11 protein-coding genes are annotated in these 23,587 nt (G+C 43.6%); 3 read left to right on the top strand and 8 right to left on the bottom strand.

Annotation, left to right across the window (positions count from 1 at the left end; genetic code table 11):
- Nucleotides 1-140 precede the first annotated feature (140 nt).
- From AC5JP1_RS05100 to AC5JP1_RS05085, 4 genes are all read right to left on the bottom strand, one after another.
- Nucleotides 141-5,471: an SdrD B-like domain-containing protein gene (locus AC5JP1_RS05100; RefSeq protein ID WP_493843398.1), complete on the bottom strand. Its 5,331-nt coding sequence runs from the start codon at nucleotides 5,469-5,471 to the stop codon at nucleotides 141-143.
- Nucleotides 5,472-5,610: 139 nt separating this feature from the next.
- Nucleotides 5,611-7,719 carry a beta strand repeat-containing protein gene (locus AC5JP1_RS05095; protein ID WP_493843397.1) on the bottom strand — a complete coding sequence of 703 codons (2,109 nt, stop codon included), beginning with the start codon at nucleotides 7,717-7,719 and terminating at the stop codon, nucleotides 5,611-5,613.
- Nucleotides 7,720-7,760: 41 nt separating this feature from the next.
- Nucleotides 7,761-8,228, bottom strand: coding sequence for a hypothetical protein (locus tag AC5JP1_RS05090; RefSeq protein WP_493843396.1), 468 nt, complete (start codon nucleotides 8,226-8,228; stop codon nucleotides 7,761-7,763).
- 249 nt (nucleotides 8,229-8,477) lie between these two features.
- The gene (locus tag AC5JP1_RS05085; protein ID WP_493843395.1) at nucleotides 8,478-10,532 is read right to left on the bottom strand and encodes a hypothetical protein; all 2,055 of its coding nucleotides are present in this window, start codon (nucleotides 10,530-10,532) and stop codon (nucleotides 8,478-8,480) included.
- 579 nt (nucleotides 10,533-11,111) lie between these two features.
- On the opposite strand from AC5JP1_RS05085, the gene aceE reads away from it, so the two are divergent.
- A complete protein-coding gene (gene aceE / locus AC5JP1_RS05080; protein WP_443524259.1) occupies nucleotides 11,112-13,925 on the top strand; it encodes a pyruvate dehydrogenase (acetyl-transferring), homodimeric type in 2,814 nt (937 codons plus the stop codon).
- 25 nt (nucleotides 13,926-13,950) lie between these two features.
- A complete protein-coding gene (locus AC5JP1_RS05075) occupies nucleotides 13,951-15,672 on the top strand; it encodes a 2-oxo acid dehydrogenase subunit E2 (protein ID WP_493843394.1) in 1,722 nt (573 codons plus the stop codon).
- Between the two features lie 229 nt (nucleotides 15,673-15,901).
- Here the strand turns inward: AC5JP1_RS05075 and AC5JP1_RS05070 are convergent, their stop codons facing one another.
- Nucleotides 15,902-16,528 (bottom strand): OmpW/AlkL family protein, encoded by a 627-nt coding sequence (locus AC5JP1_RS05070; RefSeq protein ID WP_493843393.1) that lies wholly within the window; start codon nucleotides 16,526-16,528, stop codon nucleotides 15,902-15,904.
- A gap of 815 nt (nucleotides 16,529-17,343) precedes the next feature.
- Between AC5JP1_RS05070 and AC5JP1_RS05065 the strand changes: the two genes are divergently transcribed.
- Complete coding sequence (locus AC5JP1_RS05065; protein ID WP_443524254.1) at nucleotides 17,344-18,327, top strand: ion transporter; 984 nt, start codon at nucleotides 17,344-17,346, stop codon at nucleotides 18,325-18,327.
- A 197-nt stretch (nucleotides 18,328-18,524) separates the two neighbouring features.
- On the opposite strand, the gene AC5JP1_RS05060 is transcribed toward AC5JP1_RS05065, so the two are convergent.
- The 3 genes from AC5JP1_RS05060 to AC5JP1_RS05050 all read right to left on the bottom strand — a co-directional run bounded on the left by AC5JP1_RS05060 (nucleotide 18,525) and on the right by AC5JP1_RS05050 (nucleotide 23,382).
- A complete protein-coding gene (locus AC5JP1_RS05060) occupies nucleotides 18,525-19,172 on the bottom strand; it encodes a TerD family protein (RefSeq protein ID WP_493843392.1) in 648 nt (215 codons plus the stop codon).
- Nucleotides 19,173-19,288: 116 nt separating this feature from the next.
- Nucleotides 19,289-20,428: a helix-turn-helix transcriptional regulator gene (locus AC5JP1_RS05055; RefSeq protein ID WP_493843391.1), complete on the bottom strand. Its 1,140-nt coding sequence runs from the start codon at nucleotides 20,426-20,428 to the stop codon at nucleotides 19,289-19,291.
- A 227-nt stretch (nucleotides 20,429-20,655) separates the two neighbouring features.
- Nucleotides 20,656-23,382, bottom strand: coding sequence for an AAA family ATPase (locus tag AC5JP1_RS05050; RefSeq protein ID WP_493843390.1), 2,727 nt, complete (start codon nucleotides 23,380-23,382; stop codon nucleotides 20,656-20,658).
- Between the last annotated feature and the right edge of the window lie 205 nt (nucleotides 23,383-23,587).

Raw genomic sequence — 23,587 nt, 5'->3', positions numbered from 1 at the left:
ACCTTGTATGAAGGTAATAAGGGGTGTTATTTACCATTATTAGGGCTAGTGCTACTCATAGCTTAGTAAATCGTAATATAGTCATTACGGCATTGTCGTAAGGCGGTACTGAAGCAATACCATTAGATTATGTTATCGGATTACAACGTATCATCGCTGATGGTAGTAGAGCTGCTCATTAAACGCTGGTTTTTTCGTGGATCTTCACGTTTGAATAGATCTTCGTCGAATTTGAAGCGCAGTCTGAAATAAGCCCCTTCTTGGGTACTGTCATCATAGGCGATGTCTTCATCTTCAAAGCCCATAAAGTTGTATCCAAGTGACAACCACAGATTGGTCATTGGACTATAGCCAACCTCTGCACCAAGCATATAAGCCAAGTCGTTTGCTTGATCGTTCCAGTAAGTGCCTGCTTGTAAGCCAATATCCCAGCGCTCACTGAGGTCATAAAGCCCGCGACCATAGACAGCATGTGCCGTATTGTCACTGGTCAATGCATCTGCTTTGTACTCTGTGTATTTACCAGCATAACGTCCAGATAAGGTTAGTGGACGCGTCGGATGGTAGTTACCATTCCATGACCAGATGGTCGTGTCTTTTCGATAAGTGTCATCACCAGTGTTGTTATCATCCAAGCGATACTCAAGCTTTGCCAGCATATCTAACTGGTTGCTATCATAATCACGATAAGCTGCGCCTAGCTGAAAGCGATTAATAGTACGGTCGCCATCAGTGTAATCAGTGCGTGAGTAGATATCTTTGGCAAGTAGGGTGATCTCATCAGTATAGCGATAGGCAATACCAGCACTACCTAGTAATGTATCACTTGTTTCGCCCCAGCGTTTTTCAAAACGCCCCGATGCTTTGTAGTTTTGTTTGGCAAGATACTCAACACCAATACCTGCTGCGGTTGCCGTGTTGTCTTCTTCACCTTCAAGCGACTCAACACGCTCAAACAAGGTATTTAGAGTTAGACCTTCTTGGACATACCATTTGTTTTTTAGACCGATAGCGGCTTCGGCCTCGCGTGCACTAATAGCGTCACTCATACGGTATTCGCTATACACTTTACCATCTTTCATATAAGTGGCATCGAAACCAAAAACAGTACGTTGACGCTCATCAGTATCATCAAGACCATAAGTACCCGATAAGCTGTTGATCAAATCGTGACGCGCGTACAGTCGTCCCAAGCTACCAAGAGGGGTCTCGCCGCCAATAGAAGTGGCATTACGTGAGCTATTGTCGATATCTTGCTCATACTCTGCAAATACCAAGCTATTATTCAATTTAGGCAGGCGAGAGGTAATACGAGCACGAACGGTTGTACCTTCGATGTCTTCATCAGCATTACTAACGCTACTTAACGCTGATTGATTGATGATGTCATCATTAAATAGCGTATCGTCTGTAATATCCAAAACGTCTGTCGCCGCTTGGGTATTGCGTGAAGCAGCAGTGGCATCTTGCTTATAGTAGCGTACGCCAATCTCACCGACCACATTCTCACTCAAACGCTGCTCTATGCTAGCCTGGATACCTTCGACGCTCGCCTCGGTAGTATGGTCTTCGGTACGTACACCTTCTAGCTTTAATGCTGTTTTTTTGTTGTTTATCGTGTGAACGACTTCTACACCAGACTCGGTACGTCCCGCCGTAAGCGGTGAGGCACCAGTGACAAAACCTTCATCAGCATCATTGTAGTACGCTTTGGCACGGGTGTTTTTCTTATTATCAAAGTCGATCTCAAGACGAAGCGCATTGCCCTCGACATCACTATCATCGAGTTCTGTGGTATTGATTTGATTGCTGGCTTGAAAATTTGGATTCTCAGCTTTATTCATGGCGTATTCAGCGACTAGCTTTAACTTGTCGTTGAATTTGATAACGCTGTTGAGACTTGCAAGCTCTTCTTTGTTCAATGGATCGTCGCTATTGATATAGCTACCACCGATAGATACTTTGTTTGTTAGTTGTTGCTTAGCAGCGATACCACCAACCAGATAATCTTCACCACCTTCATCTACTTCTACCGTGACACGAATATAGACAGGATTGCCTTCGATGTCTTGACTGGCAATCGGTGATTTCAAGAATAAGCTGCGGCTAATCGGGTCTATCTCGTAATCAGCAAAACGCGTCAGCGTTTCACGGCTGATGATAAGACCAGGATTATTGGCATCACGAGTGATCACTTCGATCGTTTCAGAGTTTTCTAATACCGCATCAAAGTTCTCAGCCAATGGATACGGACCTGAAATACCTAGGCCACGAGTCTCATTAACACGCTGGCTGGTACTGGTCTCTGCCAAAAATGCCGTGACACGAGTATTGCTGTCCTCAAACTGAGCTTTTAGACCAGTTAGGGTACGGTTATATTGACCCAGCTTGATACCTTCATCATTATCAATCTGGGTCTTTAGGTCACCATACATCGCGAACGAGCGACCTTTATCCAAGCGCACATAGAGCTTGCTTGTAGACTGCGCATCAAAGCCTTTAGCTGATGAGTCGCCATACACAGGGTAGTATTCGCCTGGCTCGATATCACGGAAGAGTCGCTCACCTTTTTTATCACTATCATAAGCGAGCGTAAGTAGATAATCGCCGCGCACTTTACCTTTGAGGAACATCGCTGCACGACCAGAGGCTGTGTAATCGTCGTTACCCGCAAAATCATTGAGCTCTTGTTCAAATGCACCTTGAGCATCAGTAATGCTGCCACCGTCGAAATCTTTGAGCGAAATAGCCCCTTCTACGATACCAACGGCAATCAGCGGACGCAATTGAGCAGTGAACTGTAATGGAATGACTTGTTTACTGCTACCCGTGTCAATGACGAGCTCGCCCTTACCGGGTACGCTTGACGCGATGACTGGTATGAGTAGCTCACCACCTGACACAGTAACTTGGGTGCCGGCTTGATCTTTGCTGCTGTCTTCCAAATTGATACGACCGATATTAGTATCAAGTGTAAGAGAAGTAGTACCAATATAGGGGCGATTGTCACGATCTTTTAGACTAACGACTATCTGGTATTCGCTAATGCCATCTGCAGCTACTAGCTGAGTCTGAGTGCGATAATCGATAGATTGTAAGCTATCAGGTGTCAATACTTTAATCGTCTGCTCAGAGATGATTTTGCCGTTGATATCAGTGGCCACACCGCGCAGGGTATTACTTCCACGTTGTAGGTCAACCGCATAATAGTCAAAAGCCGTCACATTTTGCTTTTCTTGCTTAGCAGTTTTACCGATATTTTGCTCTGATACCGCTTTGCCATTGGCGTATAAAGTAAATATTGAGCCAAGAGGGGCTTGCACCTGTACCATCTGCTTGTAAGTGCTAAGCTGTTGACCTTCACCTAGATTAATAAAGGCGACATTGTTGTTAGCCACTTCTTTTAAGTATTCTTCGAGCTCTTTTTCTACTGGAGGGGCAATCGTTGTCACGGCCATATCGACACGATTGGTCGCTTGCCCAACCATATCGTTGACAATAGCAGAATCACAGTTGTTACCAAGGTCTAAGTCACCATTGATATTACAGCCACTTGCATCGATATTATCAGTCGTGTCGGTATCGTAGTCTGGCTCTAGTGTTAGCGCTGTTTTTACCGCTTGTTCTAGCGTATCGTTTTTAGCGCTCACTGATTTACTACGAGCGATTAGCTCAGCGTTCAGACGCTCAGTGCTATCCGCCATACCAGCGACTATTGCAAAATCTGCACGATGTAACTCGCCGTATTTTAAGTCAACAAAACGGCTGCCAGCATCACCAGCATTACGGTTGCTTTGGGTGACCAGTTCTGTTTCTCTAGGGATCGTCGTGCGGTCTACTTTCAGTACATGCGTTTTGGCACTGATGCCATAAAAGTTGTATTTACCTTCAGGATCAGTAACGATGAAGTTACCGTTCTCCATGTAGATACGTACACCAGCAACACCAATCTCACCGTCTTCTTTTTGCTGAATACCATCGCGGTTGATGTCGTGATAGACCTTACCGATGATGATGCCGTCAGTGTTCATGACGCCACGTTCTACGTCGATTTTCCACTGTGCTTCTCTTGATACTAAGCTTTGGCCTTGCTCGTTGTTAGCAACTGCGATTGCGCGGTTGATACCATCACCACCTAGTGATGAAGCACCAACAAGCACACGATAAGTAATTTTTTTACTTTCGCCATTTGCCATATTGCCTAAGTTCAATACCTGGTATTTACCGTCAGACTTAAACTCAGTAGTTTGTGTCTGATTGATATCGATATCAGTCGCTGGGCTCACACGCACACTGCTATCGACATAATCAAAACCGCGTGGTAATGCGTCTTTTAGCTGCACATCGTAAGCAGTAGCGTTACCATTGTTCGTGATATTGATGGTGTAGCTGACGTAATCACCGAGCTCAGCACTTTTTACGTCACTTTCCTTTGTGACAACTAAAGCTGGGTTGTCATCGACGATATTAATTTGTGAGCTCAGATCACTGATACGCACGGTGAAGTCAGACGCGTTCGGCAATTCATCAGCACCAATGCCAACCGAAGGGGCGATACAGGCGTCTAAGCTGACAGTCAATGTGTCATTGTTCAACGTCTGGATGAGCTTATCATTAATAGCGTTGGCGTTATTTTGAGTGGCCGCTGATAGCTGATATTTACCCGTGTTATTACCAGTTTCTATAGCTTTAAGTGAATAGCTATCTCCAGTTATCGGCGACTTGATGGTTACCCATACTTGATCAGGCTTGTCAGTTTGTACGTTACATTGCGCATAGCTGGCACTGACATAAACATCATCATTAATTTGTGAAACAGTTTTACTTTCATCAAATTTAGGAGTGGTGAATTTGATACCAGATTCGATAATGACCAAGCTATCGGTCGCACTCACGCTGGCTACTGACGAATCTGCTAACACAACTGCACCAATCTTAATATCAGCAGCATCCCCATCCTGACCATCAACATCTGATAGCGCTTGTACAATAAGCTGAATGTTTTCACTCTGACCAAGCTTGATTTGAGCACTCATGTTATCAAGAATAAGTTGTCTATCGCCACTGTCGACAATACCATTGTTATTCAGGTCTTGATAAACTTTTAAATTAGATAGAGTTGGCGATACATCAAGCGTCAGCTCAACAGTCTGACTACTATAGCCAGTATTACTAAGAACATTGACCCAATTCACTAATGTGTTGGGTGCGACAGTACGCAGAGGTTGCTGAGTTAAATTAATACCATATTCAGGTAGGGCAGAGGTTTTGACTTGAACTTGGTTTGAAATGCCGCTTTGTTCAATAGAATCGACATCATAAGTCGCATTAGCAATGTTGTTGATAGTCTGTACGAGCGTGCTAGGCGCAGCAAGCGCCACATTTGATTGCATAAGCAACATTGCAGCTGTCAGCGCAGAGATCTTCGCTGTATGCAACGTAATACGATTAGACGTTGAGTATGTAGTCATATGTCGCTTATCCAATAAAACATAGAAGAGTAGGGTAGTAACCCTCCAGCTTGGCTAACCAAAAACGATCAGGTCAAACTGGAGCGTTAGTCTATAAACGTCTTGTGACGCTTATAGACTTTGAAATATTAAATATAAATTAACGATCGTTTTTGATTTTGATTTTGAAAGTCAAGGTGCCAACGCCCTGAGGAACTATAGTAAAGTTAGTACCAAGAACTGCAGTACTAGTCGCACTAGGCGTGCCTGCAGTAGATGAAGCAGTCGCCGAAGTAGCAGGTGAACCAGCTACTAAATCCGCACCAGCTGAGAAGTTAGACAACAAATCTGAGATAGTTAATGCGTTAAGATTAAAACCTAATGCTGTTGAAGAAGTGTTAGTTGCCTGAATACGATAGATAACACATTGATCAGGTGCCGCATTGAGTGTAGTCTGAACAAAGGTACTTGTAGCAACGGTAGCTTCACAAGCAGCATCTAGTGATTGAGACTTCACCAACGTTAAGCCTCTAACGTTAGTCGTATCAGTCACTGAAGTAACAGCAGGTGGATTAATACCGGCAGGCGTTAGCGTTACGACAGAAGTTTCAGTGCTACCAACAGCTGCAGCATCAGCAACAGTTGCAGGAGCATCCACATTGCCCGACGACACATTGTAGTTGATTGCTAGTGTGCCACCAGGTGCAATACCATTTGGAAATTGAGCGGTTGGTAGTGTAGTGCTATTAAGGGTGTACGTATTACCACCAGCAACGGTAGGTTGCAGCGATATAGTAACCGGGGCGCCATTACCAGGCGGCGTGTAAGTAACACTAACAGGACCAGTAACAGGTCTAACAGCCCCATTATTGCCACCATCAGCAATAGTAAAGGTCAATGGGTTAGTATTAGTACCTTCAGCATCTTGACCACTGTTAGTAATGAGAGTTGAATGAGTCGCTTGACTAGCAGTACCTGAGGCAGGGGGAACTTCTCTAGTTGTTGGATTGCTCACTACAACCGCTCGTCTGGTAAAGTTAGTCACACCAGCAGTATCTATACCAGCGCCGTTAGCTTGATCCGCAGCAGCAGGTACTCTAGTCATATCTAAATTGTTATTTGTACTATCCAAAATGTCATAGTCAGTACCAAGTACAGGAGCAGCAATTAACGGACTAACCGCACCGACGAACTTATCGTAGACTTCTGCATTGTTAGTTACTGAACTATTAGCAGCTGTATACTGATCTCTATCGACATTAACTGTGAAAGTAATTGTGCGACTTGCGCCAACGGCTAAGTTCGCTACAGCAACATTAATAGCTTGTCGAGTACCAACAGTAGAAATCGTAGCAGTGCCAGCACCAGTTACGGTCACGTCTGAGGCTGTGCCATTAGGCAAACTCAAACCTGCAGGAAGGACATCTCGGATGACAATATCAGTCGCAGCAGTACTATAGTCAGTATCCACGTTAGTGACTACGATACTATAAGCGATCTGTGGGTTAGCGACTGTCAAATCGACAGTACTGGTTGCTGTTTTTGCTATTTTGAAGGTAGGCAGTCTCACGATAGTTTGGTTTTCGTTCACCAATGTCGCATTTGCTGGAAGATTAGCAGTAAAGAAACTACTGGTTGCTGTTAATGTGCCTACACCTTTGTCATTACCGTTACGAGCGGCTGGTGTAGCTGCTTCGTAGCTTAAGTTAGCTCTGGTACCTGGTTGTAGTCTAATAGTACCACCGTTGGCTAGGGTACCTGTCTGTGCCTGACCATTCAAAGCGGTGACTTGAGCAGGAGTTAAAGCAGTGCCATCTGCTTGTACAATCGTAAACGTGACAGGCGCAGTACCTAAAGCATAGTCTGGCGTAGCTGTTACTAGTGCTGAGTCATTACCTGTGGTATTAACGGTATAAGTATCCGTTACGTTACCCGTATTGGTTAAAGCATGAGTAAAGGTAGTCGTACCACCTGGCGTAGCAGTCTGATTGATAGCAATATCGTCACCGATGCTACCATCATCAATAGTCGATACGAGTGCAAAGTTAGCTGTTTCGCTAACGCTCACAGTCACTGTGTTAGAAGTAACGTTTGGCTGAGCAATGCCAGCAACGCTATAGTTTGCGGTTGCGACGTTGGTAATCGGTGCTGCTCCTGCACTAATACCACCAGTAGTATTAGGAGTAGCTGCATTAGCGGCAGTAGAGATACCCATTGCAGCCACAACACCTACGGCTAATACTGAATATTTAAAAGAATTTGGTTTCATGCAGTAAATCTCCGAAAGATTAAATCAGTAAGGATGAAGGGTTATTTGTTAACGACAGTATTGAGGGCAACAGATGCTGCCTTTTTTGCGGGTAGTAATTTGATGTTCCAGCGTAGCGTACGGTATTCAGAGTAGGGCACTTTAACCATTTTGCCATCGACTTTCCGCATTAGCGGCATATCAGCATAGTTCTTGCCATCAGTGCTAGCTTGTGCGCTTGCAGGCATCGCATCACCAGTAAAGGTCATGTTGGCAGGAATAGGTAGAGTCACCATTAGATCATTAATATCTTTATTAATGGTATTGGTATAAGTTGCCTTGTATTGGATGACAGTACCTGCTGGTGCGGTACGTACTGCCGTATAGACTGTCTTACCGTCAGCATTTTTGATGACTTGATTGGCAGTCAGTTCCATCTTTAGAGCATCTTCAGCATGCGCGAGGCCTAACATGCAAGTAGAAGCAACCGTTGCTAATAGAACATTGCGTAGAATCTTGAAACGTTTCATATAAAATCCTTTCTTATACCGTTGCTATCATTGGGATATTGATGCTTTGGGCTCCAGTGAGGCTGTCTATAACTCGATATCAGGCTCGTCTGTAAAAAGCACACATCTCCCTTTAAGCTATTGTCACGTAACCAATACAAACTTTCATTATAAAGACGACAAATGGTATTTCGAGATGACCAAACGGTAAAAGCCCTATCTAGGAAGATAGGGCTTGATTGAGTATTCAGTAATTTGATACACAGGTGTTTAGTTACTAATGGTAGTACCATATTTAGTATTAAAACGAATGGCCTGACGGCGAGTGGCTGTAGTAGCACCTAAAGAAAAAGTATTGGTAGTCACTGTACCGTTGTTACCAATAGATACCGAGTTTGTTGCAAATGATGGAGTGCCGCTATTTTCACCAATAGGTGTTGGATTAACTAAGGTAGAGGTAATCAGCGAATTATTAGAGTCATTTTTACTCTGTAGCGTATCCTTGATAACAATATCTGTCAGAGAAACGTTGCCCCGGTTGATGGCTTCAATTCTATAAGCGATACATTGTCCTGGCACAATGCCAGATATTGGTTTTATACTATACGCGCTGTTAGCACTACCTTCATAATTGACACCAATTGTAGCAAGGTTATTTAGACTACAGTCATGAACATACTGACTTTTGATTAATACTAATGCAGCATTTTCTTGGATAACATCACCGAAATCATTGCTAGGATAGTTGTACTGACTATTAATAATGTTTATTTGTCGCATATCGCTTGTCGTGTCTACAGAATATGCATAATTGCTAGGTTCATTCTGAGTGACACAGAGTCTTGTGTAACTGCCAACTTGTGCAGATGTCAAATTGAAGCTGTAGGTACCGTCACTATTGATATTCACTGTTTGAGGCGAAAACGTCCCACTATCACCAGCACATTTATTCAAAGTAATGGTGTGACCAGTGGTAAAAGGGATTCCAGATTCAGTTGGTGAGTCATATCTACCATTAAAATAAAGACTATTATTTAGATATTTAGTAGAGACATCATCTTTGGCTGGAGATGTAATTTGACCGTTATCGTTAAATACAATACCTGAAAAGACATAATTGGATCTGTCATTTGTGATTGTACATGCCCAATTATCTCCGTACGTAAGCTTTAGATTTTTTGGATCTAAAGTGGTAACGGTTGTACTATCCGATCTTCTACATGCATATAACGCAGTATAATCTACTAGGTTGGTCGTTCCTGAGACGGCTTCTGTCAGTGTATAGGTCTTGGTAGGGTTCACCTTAAAGGTTCCTGTAGTGCCTGTGCCCGTAGTGACAGTATTACCTGAACCCGACGTAGTGACCGAGCTGATGCCGTTGGTAACAACTGAGTTATCTGCATTGTCCTTTATTTGAACAGTGAATTGATCGGTATTTGTTTTACGAGAAGAAGAGAGAACTTTAGTATATGTTAGGCGCGGCTGTGGTAGGTAGCAGTAACCATCAAATACAATGTTGATCAGCTGATCGCCAGGGTTACCCACAGTGCCAGTAGTATTATCGTAGTATTCTAGGTTAGGGTTATTGCCATAAGACACATCTACTCTAACGATAGGTTGATTAAAAGCAACGGATACTTTACATCTCTCGTCTACAGAATCTGTACTACATAAAACGCTACCGGTAGTAGTTGTTTGACGATAGGGTGCAGTAGTCGTTATTCCGGTGCCTCTATATGTCAAAGTTGGCGTCACACTAGCACCCGCACTAGTAAAACCAGTGATTGTTACTTGGTCGGAAAACTCGAAATACCTAGTACCTGCTGTTGTTCCTCCGTTTCCTGTCCCTGTACCTAAATAGTTCACATCTATATCATAAATACTTAAGCTGACATTGGTAAGGGCTTGAGATTCGTTGGTGAAACTGTTTTTAAAAGTGTATGAGACCGCACGAGACGATCCCTTATTAGTAAAATCCTGAAAAAATTCAAACGATTGAAGGTTGCCTGCTAGCGTCTTAGGTCTATAAAAATTTGAGCCGCCAGCATCTAAACTGCCAGTAGTCACTAAACTGTTAGAAGCAATAGTGTAACTTTCACTTCTGAGACCGTTTAAAAGTTGGTTTACACCAAGGATAGGTGGCGATGCTGTCGATCCTAAGTTACTGTAATCAGTGCTTGCAAACTCATCAGACACAAAGTTAGCAGGGCAAGTTGTAATTGCCGCTAAAGCCAGATAGTTGGGCAATAGTATCAACAAAGATGGCAAAGCTATCCAACGCGTTACTCTCGACTTAAGAGCTGATAGTTCAACAGACGAATTCATAATAGCTCCGAGAGCAAGGATGGAATGTAGATATAATTTTGTTATAAGAATAATATTTAAGTGACAATTAATATACAAAAATGAGACGAAAGTCTATTTATAGGGTATGAATAGCAGAAAGCTTTTCCAGATAATATATTTAGAGAGCTGAACCCCTACTGCAAAGGCTATACTTGTTTTTGCACATTCAACAAAATTATATCTCTCTCAATGAATCATCAGTAATCATTTTTAAAAAAACTAATCGTTATTTATTTAAAAAATACTTGTTATTTATCCATTTCTTTACAGCCATAAACAATTCCCTCGCAAACGCCTATAATGGACTGTCAAAATCATCTATGACAGGATATACAGGGATAACAGTATGAGCTGTTTTGTCATGGCATCTATTTGATGTACAAGTCAGCTCACCGTAGTAGTATTTTTTACCATCATGTTCTATACCACCGCACAAAACAATGGAATGATTGAAGATAGCAAGGAAGCCATCAGTAAGTCGATATCCCATCACTCACCAGTATTTAACAAAGCCCTGCCATATAGGCAGGTACGACTGATATAAAAGGATTAACACCAATGAATTATTATAAGGATGCTGATAGCACCGAAACCCAAGAGTGGCTGGCAGCCTTTGAATCTGTGGTTAAACACGCAGATAAGGACCGTGCCCAGTTTCTACTAAAGGCGTTGTACAACATGGCAGTTCAAGAAGGCCTGCCTTTTAATAGACTAGATACCGCTTACGTCAATAGTATCGCTGCAGAAGATGAGCCAATGTACCCAGGCGATCTAGGCATGGAGCGTAAAATACGTGCTTTGATTCGCTATAACGCACTTGCTATGGTTATGCGTGCCAACAAAAACGATGATGACTTGGGTGGTCACTTAGCGACATTCGCCTCTAGTGCAACGCTTTATGAGACTGGTTTTAACCATTTCTTCCGAGCAGCCAGCGATCATTTCGGTGGCGATATGATTTATTACCAAGGTCACTCAGCACCAGGTATCTATGCTCGCTCTTATTTAGAAGGTCGTTTGACCGAAGATCAGCTTGATAACTTCCGCCGTGAAGTGGGTGGTAAAGGTCTATCAAGCTATCCACATCCATACCTGATGCCTGATTATTGGCAGTTCCCAACGGTATCAATGGGACTTGGGCCAATCATGTCGATTTACCATGCCCATGTACATCGCTATATGGAAAACCGCGAATTACTAGAAAAAGAAGGTCGTAAAATCTGGACGTTCTTGGGTGATGGTGAAACAGATGAGCCAGAAAGCTTAGGTGCAATCTCTCTTGCTGGTCGTGAGAAGCTAGATAACTTGATATGGGTAGTCAATTGTAACTTACAGCGCCTTGATGGTCCTGTACGTGGTAATGGCAAGATCATTCAAGAGCTAGAGTCTGTGTTCCGCGGTGCAGGCTGGCGCGTCATCAAAGTTATCTGGGGTGGCAACTGGGATTCACTACTTAGTAAAGATCATACCGGCGTGCTTAAACATCGTATGGAAGAAGTGGTCGATGGTGAGTACCAATTATATGAAGCACGTACGCCTGAATTTACCCGAAAAGAGTTTTTTGGTAAATACCCAGAGTTAGAAGAGATGGCAGATGCGCTGACAGACGAAGAGATTGCACGTCTGAACCGTGGTGGCCACGATCCAGTGAAAGTTTATGCTGCTTTTAGTGAAGCAATGAAGACAAAAGGTCAGCCAACCGTTATTTTGGTCAAAACTGTCAAAGGCTACGGCTTATCTACTCAAACGCAAGCCGTTAACAAGTCACATCAGATCAAAAAACTAGATCAAGAAGCCTTAATGTATTTCCGTGATCGTTTTGATTTACCGTTTACTGATGAGCAACTAGAGACCCTACCATTCTATCGCCCTGAAGAAGGTTCGGCGGAGATGAAATATCTCAAAGGGCGCCGCGAGTCGTTAGGGGGTCATCTGCCCAACCGCCGTAGTGGTCACATCCCGCTTAATATTCCTGAGCTATCGATGTTTGATCGCGTATTAAAAGGTAGCAATGGCAAAGAGCAATCTACCACGATGGTCTTTGTACGTTTGCTATCTGCGATGCTCAAAAACAAAGACATCCAAGATCGCGTTGTACCAATCGTACCTGATGAAGCACGCACATTTGGTCTAGAGGGCATGTTCCGTCAATTGGGTATCTATTCAGCGGTCGGTCAAAAGTATACGCCAGAAGATAGTGAAGCGTTGATGGGTTATAAAGAAGCCATCGATGGTCACATGCTAGAAGAAGGTATCAACGAAGCGGGCGCAATGAGTACGTGGATTGCCTTGGCAACCAGCTACTCTGTGAACGCCCTGCCAATGATTCCGATGTATATCTATTACTCAATGTTTGGTTTCCAGCGTGTGGGTGATTTGGCTTGGGCTGCAGGCGATTGTCAGGCACAAGGTTTCTTACTAGGTGCAACAGCTGGTCGTACAACGCTCAACGGCGAAGGCTTGCAGCATCAGGATGGTCATTCACAGATACTATTCAATACCGTACCGAACTGCGTCACCTATGACCCTTGTTTCGGTTATGAGCTGGCGGTAGTGATGCATGATGGCCTGCGCCGTATGTATGGTGAAGGCGAGCGCGTCTATTATTACTTGACGCTGATGAATGAAAACTACGAACAACCTGAAATGCCAGAAGGAAGCGAAGAAGGTATCAAGCGCGGTATGTACTTATTAGAAGACAATGGCTCAGCACAAGTACAGCTGTTAGGGTCTGGTGTGATCTTACGCGAAGTACAAAAAGCATCACAGATACTAAAAGATGAGTTCAATATCACATCTAACGTCTGGAGCGTTACCAGCTTTAATGAACTGACTCGTGATGGTATGGATTGCGACGACTACAACCGCTTGCACCCAATGGATGAAGAAAAAGTGCCTTGGGTTACTGAACAGTTGGCACCGCACGAAGGTATCGTGGTTGCTGCGACAGATTATATGCGTAACTACTCAGAGCAGATTCGTGCTTGGTTGCCAGACAACCGTCCTTATACGACTTTGGGTACGGATGGTTATGGCCGCTCTGACACGCGTGAAAACCTACGCAGTTTCTTTAACGTTGATGCCGCCCATATCGTTGTGGCAACGCTGAAGCGCCTAGCCGATGAGGGTGAAGTTGAAATGCGTTTGGTCAAAGACGCGATTTCAAGCTTAGGTATCGATGTGGATCACCCGCCTGCATGGCAACAGCAGTCTTATTATGATCAGTCTCCAGATGCACCAGCACCAGGTAATGTCAATCCAAAACCTGTTCCTGAGTTTGTTGAAGAAGATGATGATGAAATCAGTGATGAGGGACGCGCTGAAGACCAAGCAGATGCAAATGTACTCGATGATAGTGATGTCAAAGAATAATAACCATAAGACGAGGAAATAAATCATGGACATTAAAGCCCCCGATTTAGGTGTGGATAGCGCCGAAGTCAGCGAGATTATGGTAGAAATTGGTGATGTCATCGCAAAGGATGACAACATTGTGCTATTAGAGTCTGACAAAGCATCAGTCGAAGTACCAAGCTCCGCTGCTGGTAAAGTTACTAAAATTAGCATTACTATTGGTGATCAAGTCAGTGAAGGTATGGTGCTGATTGAGCTTGAAAGTGTAGATGATAGCAATGACAGCGATAGCGCTGCTGATGACAAACAAGATGAGAACACTGCAAAGGACACATCTGCTGAAACAGAAGAAAAATCTGAGCCTGACACTACTGAACCAGAGCGATCAGAGTCTACTGCTAAGCCAGCCACTGGTGCTGGTCAAGCAACGACTCATGCGTTGCCTGACCTAGGTGTTGATGAAGCACAGGTTTCTGAAATCATGGTAAGCGTCGGTGATACGGTGAGCGCTGAACAGTCGATTTTATTGATCGAATCTGATAAAGCTTCAGTTGAAGTGCCAGCACCCGTTGCCGGTAAGATCGAAAAAATCTTGGTCGAAGCAGGTGATATGGTTGCCAACGGTCAGGACTTTATCGTTATTATAGAAAGCGGTACAGACAATGCGAGTGATAGTGAGCCTGAAGCTTCTAAACCACAAGAGTCTGCACCCGCTAAAGCAGAAGATAAAACAGATCCTAAAACCACTGGTGAGCCAAAACAAACTGCCAAACCGAGCAGTACTGACACAGCTGCTAGCAAACCAAAGGGTAAACTCACTGAAGCACAGGTCAATGAAAAACTAGTTGATGTGTATGCAGGTCCTGCTGTGCGTAAGCTTGCGCGTCAGTTAGGTGTTGATATCACGCAAGTGTCTGGCTCAGCATTAAATGATCGTATCCTAAAAGAAGATCTGTTTGCTCATGTTAAAGACAGCCTAACCAAGCAAAAAGCAGCGCCTGCGAGCAGCAGTGCCGTAAGCTCAGGTCTACCGAAACTGCCTGACATGAGTAATACAGAGGTTTGGGGTGAGACAGAAACCCAAGACCTCAGCCGTCTGCAAAAAGTATCAATACCGCAGCTGAACTACAATACCTTGCTGCCACAAGTGACACAGTTTGATTTGTCTGATATTACCGAGACTGAAAAACTACGTGGTGAGTTAAAAGGCGGTATGAAAGCTGAAGGAATTGGACTGACTATCTTGGCCTTTATCGTTAAAGCGACCGCATACGCGCTCACGCAGCATCCACGCTTTAATAGTCATTTAAGCGATGACAATACGCAAATCATTTTGCGTAAGAGTGTCAATATGGGTATCGCAGTAGCAACTGATGATGGTCTGATTGTACCTGTTATTAAGGATGCGCAAGATAAAGGTATCAAGCAAATCGCAATTGAGATTGGTGAGCTTGCTGTCAAGGCTCGCGATAAGAAGCTCAGTACCAAAGATCTACAAGGTGCAAGCTTTACTATCTCAAGCCAAGGCATCCTAGGTGGTACAGCATTTACGCCACTGGTTAACTGGCCACAAGTAGGTATCTTGGGAGCTTCAGAAGCCACTATGCAGCCTGTCTGGAATGATGCTAAGCAGACTTTCGAGCCGCGCCTGATGCTGCCATTATCATTATCTTATGATCACCGTGTTATCAATGGTGCCGATGCCGCAGTGTTTACCCGCTATGTTGCGACCTTGCTTGCAGATCCACGTCGTATCTTGATCTAACACTCACTGATAAACAAAAAAAGACTGTCTACGGATGGTCTTTTTTATGGCTTGCTTTTCGTTTCTAGAAACCACTATTCTAAAAACAGCTATTCTAAAAACAGCTATTTAATGATTAGGCTAGATGTAGATGGTAGTCATAGTGAGTAGCAAGTGATAAACAGTAATTAGTAAGTATAAAAAAGCCAGCTAATAAGCTGGCTCTTTTGAGTCATGATACTTGACTGGCTTAGAACTGTTTGACAAAGGCAACGCCATATACCCAAGGGCTGATATCAATTTCACCGATATCGCTACCGTCTAAAGTGGCATCGGTTTTGATGTCCATGTAGCGTGCATCAATTCGGAATGCCTCAGTAGGGGCAAAAGGAATATCAAGACCTACGTGACCAGCTACGCCAACGCTATCATCAAGATCTAAATCACCACCACTAGAGATTCTTTCTTTAAAAAATGTCGTGTAGTTCACACCAACACCGATAAAAGGCTTGATATTCATTGGCATACTGTCATTATCGAAGTGATACTGTACAGAAAGCGTAGGTGGTAAATGTTGGGTACTACCTGTCAAAAATTCATTGCCATCAGCGTTGTTCAGGTCAAAGTCATGATGAAATGGGATGGCTGCAAGTAATTCGACACCAACATTATTAGCGATAAAGTATTCGCCGCTGATAGTTGGACGGATATCATCATCCACTTTTACTGCTAGTGTACCGTCGACTAATGTACCGTTGTCGCTTTTTGGGTCGACCATATGGGCGCCAGCGGCAACGGACCATGTGCCAGCAGGGACAGCGAAAGCAGTGGTCATCGTAAGTGCAGCAGCTACCAAAACTAGGGATTGTAGTTTCATTGGTTGGTTCCTAAAATGTGAAAAGGGTCAGTGAAATGAGGGATGGCATTGTACACTGATACATAATGTTATAATAGATAATTAATCTGTAACATCATGGCATCATTATAGTTTAAAACCACATTTATTGTAAGGTTTTAATTTGAGATTTAAGTGCTTTTATTTAGTCACTAACGATAGAAGGAATTGTTTGACAGCTTTTGACTGTTAAAAAACTAATTATTGTGGGATAGGGTATAACCGCATTGTGATACTCTGATATAACTGGTTCAAAAAACTGAGATAATAATGGTTATCTGAATCGAAGAGTTGATGAGCGTCAAATTATTAACGATTGATAATGGCTTATGGAATTGATATTGATGATATGACAAGAGGCGTAATATATTATGCTCGGTTATTGTAGTAATTCTCCTCTACGCTGTGAGAATGCACGCTCTACAAAGATATTGAATCAGGTAGACTCTTGTTGCCCTGAATGCAATTTGTTTTTGGTGCCTGCTCAAGATATAAGCCAACAGCTCATTGCTGATGAGCAGTTTTTGAGACTCTCTATTTTATCAACCGCACTGATGCTGCTCATATCTGTCTATATCTATTATTCAAAATTTACGTAACCCTTTATGGTCAAGTATGATAAAACCATGAGTAATACGGGTGGCTTCAAGTCAGGAGCTGTCATAAGCTGTCAGGCGCTCCATCAAATGAGCTATTTTTTTGACCATCTGTCTTTTTGAACATATAGGTAGTCATATTCTATGATCACTGTTTTATTCTACTAATATAATACCGGTGTTTCACCGCATAGGGACGGCATGCTATTCCAATCTATACGGCGCTTGCGTCATTTTGTTTATGATGTTTTGCAAAACGAAGCGCACGACACGTTATTTAGTCGTTATCTCGATTATTTTCTTATATTCTTGATTATGACCAATGTGGCAGCCGTGATAGCGGAGTCAGTAGATAGTTGGTATTACCCGTATCAGGAATATTTTACGTGGTTTGAGAACTTCTCTATTGTGATATTTTCTATCGAGTATTTGTTGCGATTATGGAGCGTCGCTGAAGCCAAACCTGACAATACAACGTGGAAGCAGCGTTGGGATTGGATCAGAAGCCCGTCAGCACTCATTGATTTGGTAGCGATTGTCCCAGCGTTCCTAAACTTCTTTGTCACGATTGATTTGCGTTTCCTACGGATTTTGCGTCTGTTCCGTATCCTAAAGCTGACTCGCTATTTTGCGTCCATGCGTATTCTACTAGTGGTTATCAGTAAAGAGCGAGGCTCGTTTCAAGCTGTTATCTTTATATTAATTATCATGATTGTGACGGCATCGAGCGGTATTTATTTGGTTGAAAACCATGCCCAACCAGAAGAGTTTGAGTCGATACCCAAAGCGATGTGGTGGGCTGTAGTTACGCTTACTACTGTGGGCTACGGCGATGTAACCCCAATCACCAATGCTGGCAAGATATTGGGGGCAATCATTACCATATTGGGTGTGGGTCTTGCGGCCCTGCCTGCAGGTATTCTGGCGACGGGTCTTGCAAATGAGCTTGCGCAGCGGCGTGAAGAGCTGGAGCAGCATTTCCGAGAGCAGCTGATCGATAGTGACTTTGATTTGGTACAAAATCAGATGATGATTGATAAGATTCGCCGCGAGCTAGGACTGGACAAAGAGCAGGCACAAAATATCGTATTACAAGTGCTGCGTGAACAAGAGTTGGAGCGCCGCGAAAAAGAAGTAGAGAACCGTCAAAAGAATTTTTGTCCACATTGTGGTGAGGTCTTATAGATAAAAATTAGATAGGAGTAGGTGTTTTTTAAAGGAGCTACTAAGGTAACTATTGAAGGAGCTATCGAAGTAGCCATTCAAATAGTAATCTAAACAGTCACCAGATAACGGTGTGGGCGATAAAAAAATGGTGCTGTGTGATCAAAACACAGGACCATTTTTATATTTTACTATTTGTTGATAATATATATCTAGGACTATACACCCTGAGGAATAGGCATCGCACGTGCCAACTCATGGGCCACTTGCTGTGCTGCACTTGATAGATCTTCTGCATCTAGTGGTAGGTTTTGCAGCGTCAGATGCCAGTCATCGACAGAACGACGCAAATGAGCAACCCAAAGGGTTTTACAATCACGTGGCAGCTGTTTTAGGTTGACTTCAAAACAGCGGTTGCCCTCGTCATCGCTCAGATGAATCTCGCCTTTCTTAACTCTTGAAAACGCGTGACCATGGTATGAGTTGGCAAGCAACGCAATATGGGTGATATGTTCTGGAACTTCTTCTAACTCCAATCTAATTTGCTCTTGGTCAAGTGGCGCAAGATACATGGCTTGCTCACCGCGATCCTTGCCGTTTAGACTGTCTCCTTGATGCTTGACTGATTCGGCTCTATCACGCAATTGTTTGAACCAGACAATGTCACTAATGATGCAGTTGTCATCATATAAGACGCACGCTAAGTCGATATCGACCGCGCTTTTGTTCTTTTTAAAACGCTTAAATAAGCCTTTTGGCTCAATCTTGGTAAATTCATAATTGAGCGCAAAAAATAAGGTTCCCGTATCCAAGCCCAGTCCTCTTAAACTGTCGGAAAGCAGTGGTGATGGGGCAGTGGTCGGCATAACATTCCTTTTTTCAATTCTTAGTGGTTAATTCTTGGTTCTTGGTTCTTGGTTCTTGGTTCTTGGTTCTTGGTTCTTGGTTATTAGCGCATATTGTGGTCTAAGTATTACTCAGCTTAGACATCACTATCAGTATTCGTTGTCGCTCGAGGTTTGTCTAATACCGCTTGGTATAACAACTCAGGCTTAGCACCTAACAACCCATTGCCAAAACCACGTAGCCACCAAACCAGTTGTGAGGTCAGATTAACCGTCGCTTTTATCGTTAAGGTTCCGTCATCATTTGCTATGACAACCTGATCGTCACTCAATTTACTCTCGGTGAGGCTTCTACCTGCTTGCTGCGTAAATTGTAGCTCAATGGTGGTGTTTTTACCACGCTCAGCCAGTTCACCGAAAAACGGGTGACTAAATCCCATACTGCCTTCGTCCAAATACGTATCAAGTTGAAAGTTTTCTGGTGTTTGCGCAGTACTTTCTAAAATCTCCACACTATCAAATCGGTGTAGTGCAAAGGTACGAATGATGACGTCAGGATCATCGGTACGAGTGGCCAGTAGATAGATAATCACACCGCGCTGAATGATAGCAATAGGGTTTAGCGTATACTCGCTGGCTTTTGACTTATTGCTGCGAGTATAGCAGGCATTGATTTGTAACTGATAAAATAGAGCATGATAGATGTTGTCTTTGCTGTCTAAGTCTATGTGTGGCGCAATGAGTGGCTGAGTCGCAGGTTCAATACGGACACGGTCTATCCAGGAATGTGTCACTTTGCTATTTTTGAGTTGTCGCCTTGCCAAGTCAAACCAAGGGAACAGCTCATCTAAAATGACAGGTGGCAATAGCTGAGTCAGATTGGCCTCAACCATATTGAAGGCAACGGCTTGCGATAAGTTCATATGCGGTAAGCTTTGTAGCGGGGCATCTTCTTTCCAGCGCCAGCCTTGAGGATTGGCATTGTTTTTTTCGATAGGAAAGCGTTTGGCCAGCGCATTCAAATCACGCTGTACAGTACGTAGGCTGATGTCAAAACCGGCCATCATGAGCTGTTCGTAAATATGGGTGGTGCCTACCCAGCGATTGCGCTGTAGCTGTGACAACACCTGCCATTGACGAGCAGTCGTCGCCGCCCCATGACGGTTGTCATTGCTCTCTTTTAGCGCGTTGCTGTCTGTAGCCACCAGCATATTCTCTTGCTCAGTAGCGTTGGCTTGAGCGTGGATGTCATTGGCAGTGGTAGGACGTACAGTCATTAAGAGATACCCTTTATGAAGTCATAGGTCAATATTTTCAAGATTAATGCTTTAAAGGTTAATATTTTATAGGTTTTAACCAGTTAGCAGCCGTTTATCATCGCAGAAAAGCATCGTGGCGTCTAGGGACGTTCGTACATGTCAACGCCATATCGAACGCTCTGTATTTAATAATGAAGACCAATATGGTAGATACTAAAGCTAGTAGGTACTAAAGCTAGTAGGTACTAAAGCGATTCATCATAAATGACTTCAGTCTCACCATTTTCGTCTTTACGATTTTCTTCCTTTTTCTTATCCTCTTTTTTCTGACGTTTTGCTTTACGCTTTTTTTTCTCTTTCTTTTTTGACTTTTTATCATCGACCTCATCATCACCATCTTGGTTTTCATCCCACAGCATTAGACGATCCAGAACTTTACCGAATAGCGTATTTTTGCGATATCGACCTTTCTTGTTCATGGTGTCGATGGGTAGACCTGTCATCAGGGTCAAAGCTTCACTCAACGTATAAACACCATAGATATGAAAGTTGCCGTCTCTTACGGCAGAAATAATATCGTCACGTAACATCAATTGTTTGACATTGGCCATCGGAATAACCACGCCTTGCTGACCTGTCAGTTCTTGCTCGCGGCAGGCATCAAAAAATCCAGCGATTTTGGCATTAATGCCGCCAACAGCTTGTACTTCACCCAGCTGATTCATGGAACCGGTGATGGCAAATGATTGATCAATGGGGACATTGGCTAAGGCGGATAGTAGGGCGCAGCCTTCGCTGACAGTGGCGCTATCGCCATCGATATGAGCGTAGCTTTGTTCAAATGCGAGCGAGGCACTAAAATTTAGGGCATGGTGCTGGCTAAACAGCGCTCGTAAATAGCTGGTCATAATCAGCATGCCCTTAGCATGCAAGCTACCACCCAAATCTACATCACGCTCAATATCAAGTATTTCGCCTGCGCCAATATTGGGTTGAATAACCGCAGTGAGACGCGCAGGCATACCAAACTCACTATCAGCGTAACTGACGACAGTTAGGGCATTGACCTGTCCAACCGCACTGCCTTGGGTTTGAATCAGTTGCTGCCCGTTTTTGAGCTCATCCCAATATAGGTCACGCAAATATCCTGAGCGCTCATCCATATCGTCGATGGCTTGAACGACATGGTCAGCAGTAACCATAATCTCATCATTTAAACGAGCGTGACGGTTTGATTCATGTAGCAGTTTGATGAGCAAGTCACTATGTAAGCTTAGGCGGTCTTGTTCTTCAGCTTGCAAGCTTAAATGCTCAAGTAAGGTGGCTTGGGCGCTACTATCGAACGGATACAGATCGGCATAGTCAATGATGTCTGCCATTTTTGCTACCAGTGCCAGTTCATGCTCACTGGTGCGAGTCACATCATCATGAAAGTCCGCACGAACTTTAAACACCGCATCGAACTCAGGCTCAAGCTCTAACAGCTCATAATATAAGTCTGCTTCGCCTAATAAGATCACTTTGATATCAAGATCAATGGGCGCAGGTGATAAGGACAAGCTACCTGTTAGGGTCAGCATCTGCTCAAGACTTGAGAGTTTAATTTTGCGAGACTGTAATGCGCGCTTTAGACCTTGCCATGCATAAGGGTGCTCAAGTAAATGGCTGGCTTCTAGGAGCAAGTAACCACCATTGGCACGGTGCAGGGCGCCCGCACGAATCATACTGACGTCAGTCGTTACGGTACCCAATTGAGTGATTTGCTCAACGTGACCCAACAGATTAAGGTGAGTCGGCAAGTCTTCAAAGACAACAGGTGCACCACTGTCTGGCAGATGGCTCACAATAATATTGACCGCATAACGGCTGGGTGTCGTGGTTAATACTGCCGACACAAATTCTTCATCATCACCGTTAACGATGCGCTCTACATGAGCAACCATATCAGCAAACACAGTTTTGAGGTAATCAACAACAAGCGGGTGCGTGGCAAACTGCTCATAAATAGGGGCAAACAAAGGTTGTAGCGCACGGTACGCGATACTGCGATGCAATGACTCGATTGCATCGTTGGCTTCATCTTCTAACTGCTCTAAAGCGATGGTCAGTTGGCTGAGCCGTTTTTGCATATGGTTCTTCTGTACAAAGTTATTTAACTCCGCTTCGTACTCACTATTGCCATACTCAGAATTTTGGGTATTATTTTGATCTTTATCAGTATTGGCTTTATCGTTACCCGGTATATTGGCTTTTTGGTTATCATTTATCGGCGATGAGTATTCATCATTGCTAGGTGATTTTGAATCCTTTGAGTGGTCGCTGCTATTGTCTGTCGTCAGTTGACTGGGATGAACAAAAACTGCTTTATTATCAAACGAGCGAAACGTCAAAGCTAAGTCATATTGTTTGCCTTCAGCGTTTAGCGCATCATAGGCATAACTTTCTTTTTGATGTGTATTGTTCTTTATTGCTTCGATTTTACTTTGGTATTGGTCACTACGAAACCGTTGGCTCAGTCGCTTTTTGGCTTGTTGCCACAAGCTATTGACGTGCTGCTGTAGTTGTAATGCTTGACCTGCAGGTAGACGCAGCGCGAGCGGCGTACGGGGATCAGTAAAATTATGCACATAGACCCAATCGTCAGGCGTCGGTGCATCAGCGGCGATGCGGGTAAGCAGGCGACTAATAACCGTGCGTTTGCCCAAGCCGTTCTCACCAGCAGCAAATACATGGTAGCCACTAGCCTTGATATCTAGAGCCGTATGCAATGCTTTGAGTGCGCGCTGCTGACCAAAACCAACATCCAAGTCCGGTGCCGTGCGGGTGTCTGTAGGCAGCTCATCAGGGTCACTATAGCGCTTTAGTTGCTCAGCTGATATGCGGCAATTTTGCTGAACCTCTATAAAAATAGGATTGGGCGTATTAGGTGTGTCTTGCTGATTATTTTTTGAGTCAGCGGTAGGTAGTACCATATTGTTAGCGTCTTTTGATATTTGAGATATAGGGGTGCGGAGTTGCTCAGTCATAGGATATTAAAACATCATCTTAAAGGTATAGATTGGGGTACGGTATTTTATACGAGGCTTGTTTGTTCTAAAACTATCACTTTCAATAAAGACATCTTACAAGATGTAGCCGCATGTTAGCGAAGTCATTGAGCGCAGTTTTGTATCATAT

The organism is Psychrobacter sp. H29 (genome assembly GCF_059073055.1).
The sequence above is the reverse complement of the archived record's forward strand: the minus strand, read 5'-3'. Positions and strand labels throughout refer to the sequence as shown.

Bases quoted from the DNA above. Each gene is read 5' to 3' on its own strand.
- AC5JP1_RS05100 (WP_493843398.1), bottom strand. From the start codon at position 5,471: ATGACTACATACTCAACGTCTAATCGTATTACGTTGCATACAGCGAAG.
- AC5JP1_RS05095 (WP_493843397.1), bottom strand. From the start codon at position 7,719: ATGAAACCAAATTCTTTTAAATATTCAGTATTAGCCGTAGGTGTTGTG.
- AC5JP1_RS05090 (WP_493843396.1), bottom strand. From the start codon at position 8,228: ATGAAACGTTTCAAGATTCTACGCAATGTTCTATTAGCAACGGTTGCT.
- AC5JP1_RS05085 (WP_493843395.1), bottom strand. From the start codon at position 10,532: ATGAATTCGTCTGTTGAACTATCAGCTCTTAAGTCGAGAGTAACGCGT.
- aceE (WP_443524259.1), top strand. From the start codon at position 11,112: ATGAATTATTATAAGGATGCTGATAGCACCGAAACCCAAGAGTGGCTG.
- AC5JP1_RS05075 (WP_493843394.1), top strand. From the start codon at position 13,951: ATGGACATTAAAGCCCCCGATTTAGGTGTGGATAGCGCCGAAGTCAGC.
- AC5JP1_RS05070 (WP_493843393.1), bottom strand. From the start codon at position 16,528: ATGAAACTACAATCCCTAGTTTTGGTAGCTGCTGCACTTACGATGACC.
- AC5JP1_RS05065 (WP_443524254.1), top strand. From the start codon at position 17,344: ATGCTATTCCAATCTATACGGCGCTTGCGTCATTTTGTTTATGATGTT.
- AC5JP1_RS05060 (WP_493843392.1), bottom strand. From the start codon at position 19,172: ATGCCGACCACTGCCCCATCACCACTGCTTTCCGACAGTTTAAGAGGA.
- AC5JP1_RS05055 (WP_493843391.1), bottom strand. From the start codon at position 20,428: ATGACTGTACGTCCTACCACTGCCAATGACATCCACGCTCAAGCCAAC.
- AC5JP1_RS05050 (WP_493843390.1), bottom strand. From the start codon at position 23,382: ATGGTACTACCTACCGCTGACTCAAAAAATAATCAGCAAGACACACCT.